The organism is Nonomuraea sp. NPDC048916 (assembly GCF_040649575.1).
Taxonomy (GTDB): domain Bacteria; phylum Actinomycetota; class Actinomycetes; order Streptosporangiales; family Streptosporangiaceae; genus Nonomuraea.
This window is the reverse complement of sequence record NZ_JBEZFS010000092.1, coordinates 1-4,292: the sequence shown is the minus strand read 5'-3', so window position 1 is coordinate 4,292 and position 4,292 is coordinate 1. Positions and strand designations below refer to the sequence as shown.

Annotated in this window: 5 protein-coding genes; 1 reads left to right on the top strand and 4 read right to left on the bottom strand. The window is 64.3% G+C overall.

Going from position 1 to position 4,292, the window contains the following annotated elements:
* Positions 1-323 precede the first annotated feature (323 nt).
* The 3 genes from AB0C16_RS39775 to AB0C16_RS39765 form a co-directional block, all read right to left on the bottom strand.
* Positions 324-617 (bottom strand): hypothetical protein, encoded by a 294-nt coding sequence (locus AB0C16_RS39775; RefSeq protein WP_357691285.1) that lies wholly within the window; start codon positions 615-617, stop codon positions 324-326.
* Positions 618-782: 165 nt separating this feature from the next.
* On the bottom strand, positions 783-2,009 hold the full coding sequence (locus tag AB0C16_RS39770; RefSeq protein ID WP_357691284.1) for an IS30 family transposase: 1,227 nt from the start codon (positions 2,007-2,009) through the stop codon (positions 783-785).
* An 80-nt stretch (positions 2,010-2,089) separates the two neighbouring features.
* The gene (locus tag AB0C16_RS39765; RefSeq protein ID WP_357691282.1) at positions 2,090-2,755 is read right to left on the bottom strand and encodes a site-specific integrase; all 666 of its coding nucleotides are present in this window, start codon (positions 2,753-2,755) and stop codon (positions 2,090-2,092) included.
* 292 nt (positions 2,756-3,047) lie between these two features.
* Between AB0C16_RS39765 and AB0C16_RS39760 the strand changes: the two genes are divergently transcribed.
* Complete coding sequence (locus AB0C16_RS39760; RefSeq protein ID WP_357691280.1) at positions 3,048-3,428, top strand: hypothetical protein; 381 nt, start codon at positions 3,048-3,050, stop codon at positions 3,426-3,428.
* A 10-nt stretch (positions 3,429-3,438) separates the two neighbouring features.
* On the opposite strand, the gene AB0C16_RS39755 is transcribed toward AB0C16_RS39760, so the two are convergent.
* Positions 3,439-4,292, bottom strand: an 854-nt coding sequence (locus AB0C16_RS39755; protein ID WP_357691278.1) for a GntR family transcriptional regulator, incomplete at its 5' end; no start/stop codon positions are given.

Genomic DNA, 4,292 nt, shown 5'->3' with positions numbered 1-4,292 from the left:
ACAGCACCTGAAGCTCCTGGTTGCGACGGTGATGGTTGTGGTGATCAACCCGTCTACCAGGAGCTTCTTTGCGCCACCTGCCGAACATCAGCATCGCGATCATGCTGTGATCAGGGCACGCGTCCAGGAGGTTGGAAAACGTTCACTATGTAGAACTCGAGCCAGCGGATGCTGGACGCTGATGCGGCTTATGACGATCTGGGCCTCCGGACGCATCGATGCACGGTAGTTGTCACCAAATCGGCGCGCTACTTGTCGCGAGCGCCAACTGCCAACCTCGTGAGCCGAGGCTCGATTGGCTGTCACCGCCGGTGCGGGGCGTGTCAGTCTCCGACGAACCACAGATAGCGGTGTGGTGCCTCTTGGGCGAAGCTGCACAGCTCGTGGAGCGCTTCGGCGAAGGCGTCGGTGATCAGCCCTGCGGGGAGTCGTGGTAGTTCGTCCAGCAGGGTATCGATCTGCCGATGATTGAAGATCGTGTCGCCATATGGGATCAGATGACCGAACATCGGAAACTGGGCCCGATCGAGGTTGGCCAATGCATCGCTCCAAGGCAGGCCGTGTTTGGTACTCGCCAAGATCTCGGGCCCGTCGCCACGAATCTGAAGGTTGATCATCGGGCAAGGATAGAGCTGCGGTGACAGGAAGCCTGCCTTTGTGACAACTACCGCGCTTCGGCTCAACTGATCGGCCCCACTGACAGCACGCCAAACTCCGCTGGGTAATTCACGCCATCAAGCCCGCAAAGTCACAGCCACGCTGTGGCATTGCGGGCCGCCAGGTCAAGCGCAGGTTGCCAAGAGCTCGGCGAGGCGCTCGGCCGGGGTGTCCCAGTCGAGCGTCTTCCGTGGCCTGGCGTTCAACTCGGCAGCGACGGCGTCAAGCTGCTCACGCGTGTGGACCGACAGATCGGTGCCCTTCGGGAAGTACTGGCGCAGCAGGCCGTTGGTGTTCTCATTCGAGCCGCGCTGCCAGGGGCTGGCCGGATCGCAGAAGTAGACGGGCATGTCGGCGGCGACGGAGAACTCGTGGTGTCGGCCCATCTCGCTGCCCTGGTCCCAGGTCAAGGATCGCTTGAGATGGGCGGGCAACGTGGCCATAGTCTCCACCAGGGCGTCGCGCATGCGCTCGGCGCTGCGGTCGATCGGCAGGTGGACGAGCATCACGTAGCGGGTGGTGCGCTCGACGAGGGTGCCGATGGCCGATGCCTGGTTCTTGCCGATGATGCAGTCGCCTTCCCAGTGGCCGGGCACTGCTCGGTCGTCGGCCTCGGCGGGCCGCTCGCTGATCATCACCATGGGCGCGCTGTAGCGGGGCTGGCGCTGCTGAGCCAGGCGGCGGGGCTTACGCATCGCGCGGCCAGTGCGCAGCGCCCGGGTCAGCTCGCGACGCAGCTCGCCGCGGCCCTGGACGTAGAGCGCCTGGTAGATGGTCTCGTGACACACATGCATCTCCGCACGCTCGGGGAAGGTTCTGCGCAGACTCTCGACGATCTGCTCCGGACTCCAGCGCTTGGTCAGGTGCTCCTGAATGTATGCCCGTAACTCCGGGTTCTGCCCGATCTTGCTCGGCTTGGGGCGGGGCCGGCGCGCGTCGGCACGGGCCTGGGCCGCGTGCGGCCGGTACTGGCAGTTGGTGGGGTGCCGGTTGCGGCGAATCTCCCGGCTGATGGTCGAGGGCGCACGGCCCAGCTCGCGGGCGATCTCCCGGATCGACGCCTTCTCCCGCACCCGGTCAGCGATGTAGATCCGCTCGTCTTCCCGCAGGTAGCGGGACACGTCAGAAGGGGGCACCGTCGGTCGTCTGACCGGCGGTGCCCCCTTCTTTTTTGCCTTGTTCGGCGCCGAGCCGTTCCTCCACCGCTTCCCGGTTCGGTAGTTGATGCCGACGATCCGGCACGCTTCCATGCTGCTGAAACCTTGATCCATAAGCCGGAAGTATTCCTCCCGCTCACGGGTCAGCTTCCGTCGCCCCTGGGGGGACCGGATCTCGCGGATCTCGAACTCCATCGCACTCCCCAAGCTGGGGTGTTGCGACGACCGCTAGAAGGGAGGTCACGGTGCGGGGCGTTCGAGCCATTAACGGGCCATTAGCCTGCGGGGGCCGTTCTTAAGCTGCCGTCGTCATCTCGCTTCTCACGCTTGGTTTGCTCTGCCTTCACTCTCGCGCTGAGCGCATCGGCGATCCTGTGGTCGGCGAGGCTCGCGCCGGACTGCGCCGCCAGCGTGTTGCCCGTGTGTCGGAGATTGTGGAAGTGCAAGCCCTGGATTCCCATCTCCTTGAGCGCGTCCGCCCACCGGGCCTTACGCCGGAAGTTGCCACCCCGCAGGAAGCCGCCACGCTTGCCCAGGAAGAGGAAGGCGTCGTCGGCCACGTCGACGAACTCGGCGAGGTGATCGGCCAGCGCCGCAACGATGGCCGAAGGGATGCTGACCGTTCGCCGGGCAGCCCGCGACTTGAGCGGGCTGAGGCGCATGCCACCGTCGTCCAGTTCGAGGAGCTGTTCCCGCACTCGGACCACCCGTCCTTCCAGGTCGATGCCGGTACGGCGGAGCGCGATGGCTTCGCCCCAGCGTAGGCTGGCGAAGGTGGCCAGCAGCACCAGGGCCTTAAAACGCCTGTCGGCCATCCGGTCGGCCAGCTCGAAGACCTGCGCCACGGTGAGGACGGGCCGCTCGGGCGTCTGCTCGTTGTCGGCGCCCTTGATGCGGCACGGGTTGCGGGCGATCAGCTTGTCCTCTTCTGCCGCCGTCATCAGTACGGCCCGCAGCAGGCGGCTCCCCTCTCTTGAATGACAGACATTTGACCTATTAAGTGTTGGTCTGAGAATACGTCTCGCTGCTTGGTGGGTCAAATGTCTATGTTGAATCGTTTGGTGCTCCGCGTGGGTCGGTCGAGCGTCTATGTCGATAAGTCTGAATCATTAGATTCGTCCCGGTGTGCTCAGAGGACACTTGTAGCCGTAGGTGCGGCTTTGCTCTATTGTCACGATCATGACGCGGGGTGCGTGGGGATGCTTAGCCGCTGTCGCTCTTCCACTTGTCGGAGTGCTCGTCTTGGTGTTCGCGTTCGTCATGCCGCCGGTTTGGCGTGACGACGACCGCCTCGATGCTCTGCTGGAGCGGGTGGTGGCCTATCCGCTCCCGCCAGAGACGAGCGAGCTTTGGGAGGAGCGCGAGACGGACTTCGGGCGGAGCATGTTCGGAGGCAACGGCGACTACTGCGATTACCGGATAAGGATCACCTTGCGCACTATGCGCGCGGAGGAGGAGATCCAGAATCACTATCGAAAGGCCACGATCAAAGGAGCCGAGGAGAAAGCGAAGATCTCTTTGTTCTTCGAAGACACCGAGGACAAGACAGGGCGCCGGGTCATTGTCGAGGTCACTGACAGGCATGGCAGCGACTGGGACTGGCGCTGCACGTAAGGACGAGCCCTCACGCGATCGGATAGGCGTCTTCCAGCTCGTGTCGGTCGGCAGGAAGCAGCACCTCGACCACGACCAAGGGCCGGCCGGAGGCGTCGCGAACCGCGCCGAAGACGGCCAGGAGCGGCGTGTTCTTGGGCATGCCGAGCTGCTTGGTCTCCTCTGCTGTGGGCATACGCGCGGTGATCTGCTCCACGATGTGATCGAAGCGAACACCCTTACGTGACTGGAGATGCTGCCTGATGCCCTGAGGTAGTGGCTCACCACTGGTCAGATCGGTGCCCTCCGACAACTCCAGGGGCAGCCACAGCGAGACCAGTTCTGTCGGCTCACCGTCGCGGACGACCAGGCGCCGGCGCAGAAACGCCTTGCTCTTGGGCCGCACATCAAGCAATGCCGCCACACGGTTCGGCACGGCCACTGCCCCGGCCTCCACCAGTTCACCGGGAGCATCGGTCTCCGGGTTGGTGAGGTACGCCTGACCGGGCCGGTTCGCCTCCATCGAGGCCATGGCGGGTCGGCCGCGCACGAAGCGGCCCTTGCCCTGCTGGGACTCGATCCAGCCCTGTTCGCGCAGCACGCGCAGCGCCGCGACCACCGTGGGGCGCGAGACGCTGAACTCTTGGATGAGCTGGTGCTCGCTGGGGAGGAGGGAGCCGGGTGGATAGGTTCCCGACTCGATACGCCGTTGAAGGGCCTGCACAAGCTGGGCATACTGGGTCTTCTCGTTTGACCGGGGTGGCGCTGCCGCTTGATCGCTCTCCGTGACCGCATGGCCGTCACGGAGGGTCACCAACGCCAGCAATCGGGAACAGGAAACGCCCGCGACCTCTAAGATCACGATCTTGTCTAGGGAAAGTGATC